This window comes from Borreliella japonica (assembly GCF_900099615.1).
Classification (GTDB): Bacteria; Spirochaetota; Spirochaetia; order Borreliales; family Borreliaceae; genus Borreliella; species Borreliella japonica.
Map to the genome: position 1 here is coordinate 1 of NZ_FMTE01000030.1, position 1,938 is coordinate 1,938.

Sequence of the window (1,938 nt, forward strand, 5' to 3'; positions counted from 1 at the left end):
TCTAAAAATAATTCAATACCACAACAAGTTGGCTCAGCTATTACTTATTTCAAAAGGTACGCTTTAGTGGGACATCTTAACATAAAAAGTGAAGTGGATACTGATGCAGCGCCTAATTACGATAATTATGAAAACGAAAATTCTACACCTAATAGACAAGTTAGTTTTGATCGCAATCAAGAACAAAAACAAGAGATTAATCACAATCAGAAAAAAGATATTAAGCAAGAACAAAAACAAGAGATTAATTACAATCAAAGAAAAGACAATAATTCTGAACAAAAGAATAACACTATCCAAAATCAGAAAAAAGATAGGTTTTATTACTACGGTATTTTTAAAGACGCTCTATCTAATATAAAAAATTGGGTAAATAGCTCTACAACAAAAGATAATATAAACTCAATTATTCAAAAAATAAGCTTTATTCAGAATATAGACCTCAACAATATTGATGATATCAAGAAAATTGAAGCCGATTTAATCTCGTATTTTGAGAAAAATAGTGATTTTAAGAGTATAAACTATTGGGCTGGGATTATAAAAGACTATTTCAAGAGAAATAATAGATTAAAGGATTTGCAAGATTTTGAAAAGTTTATGTCGTTTAAGCAACCTATTTATGGTGCTAGCCCGCTAATATTCTTTAGTGTCTTAAAAAAAGATAAACAATTTGATTATATATTTGCAGCATAGCAATATGTTTAAAGCCCCCAAATAAGGGGGCTAGTATATTATTAATTATTACAATTGATAGTTGCTTGATTTGTAAAATCATTTATATCCCCGCCGCTAAAGAATCCTTTAACCGTCTCTTTAAAAGTGTTTTTTCCTTGATCTGCTTGATCTCCAGTACAGCTTTCAAGTTCACTTTTTATATGATTAAGCGCGTCTTTTATTTTGTTTTCATCATGTTGTAAAAATCTGTCAAATTCTCCTTCACCAGTCAAGGCGGTTTTTAACCAATCAAGGTGTATTTTTTGATCGTCAGTCAGTTTTTCTTTAAGAAGGTTTTCTCTAGATTTTGGGATTTCTTGTTGTGGCTTTTTTAGGAGCTCTTTTTGTACTTCTTTTTGCCCCAAATCATATTTTTCCTTATTTTTTGCTTGTTGGGGCTCAATAGGTTTATTCTTGTTTTTAAAAGTGTCGTTATCATTAGCATTGCAGCTGTTTAGGATTAGTAAAAATAAACAAAATAATACATTGATAATTTTCATTTTTATTCTCCTTTTTTATCTCTAGTACAATATGTTGAGTAATAATAAGATTTATATTTATAAATATAGCGCTTATTTTTAAAAATATTTTTAATTTACAAGGATCAAAACAGAATGTTTAGAAATGAAAATTATATATTTTGAGGATTATTTGTAATTTCTATTTGAAAAACCTAGTAATTAATGATAGAACAACAGTTGTTATGCTAGATATAGCAATAGGGACTACTACTATTGCTGCAATAGTTATTATTCTGTTGCTTACCTTGAGTTTTTCTGATAATAATTGATTATTAGCTTCAATTTTTTCCGATAATAATTTATTGTTAATTTCCATTTTTTCTGATAATAATTGATTATTAGCTTCAATTTTTTCCGACAATAATTTATTGTTAATTTTCATCTTTTCTAATAATAATTGAGTATTAATTTGCATATCTTTTTTAAGGTCTTGTGCCAAATTGGATATCTTTTTATCAAGATTTTGTTCTAGATTAGATATTTCTTGTTTTAAATTCTTTTCTACAGTGTTAATTTTAGTATTTAAACCATCTATTTTGGCATTAAATTCATTCTTTATACCATCTATCTTGGTATCTAAATTCTTTTCTACGAAATCAATCTTGGTATCTAAATTTTTCTCTACACTATCAATCTTAGAAACAAGATTATCAAACTTTATCCCAAATTGTTTTTCTAAATTTTCTAAATCTCTATATGT

3 protein-coding genes are annotated in these 1,938 nt (G+C 26.8%); 1 reads left to right on the forward strand and 2 read right to left on the reverse strand.

Going from position 1 to position 1,938, the window contains the following annotated elements; genetic code table 11:
* Positions 1-696, forward strand: a 696-nt coding sequence (locus BLO14_RS05740; RefSeq protein ID WP_200780530.1) for an ERF family protein, incomplete at its 5' end; no start/stop codon positions are given.
* Positions 697-737: 41 nt separating this feature from the next.
* Here the strand turns inward: BLO14_RS05740 and BLO14_RS05745 are convergent.
* A complete protein-coding gene (locus BLO14_RS05745; RefSeq protein ID WP_091973977.1) occupies positions 738-1,217 on the reverse strand; it encodes an Mlp family lipoprotein in 480 nt (159 codons plus the stop codon).
* A gap of 160 nt (positions 1,218-1,377) precedes the next feature.
* On the reverse strand, positions 1,378-1,938 hold a 561-nt coding region (locus tag BLO14_RS05750), incomplete at its 5' end, for a hypothetical protein (RefSeq protein ID WP_091973980.1).

Bases quoted from the DNA above. Each gene is read 5' to 3' on its own strand.
- BLO14_RS05745 (WP_091973977.1), bottom strand. From the start codon at position 1,217: ATGAAAATTATCAATGTATTATTTTGTTTATTTTTACTAATCCTAAAC.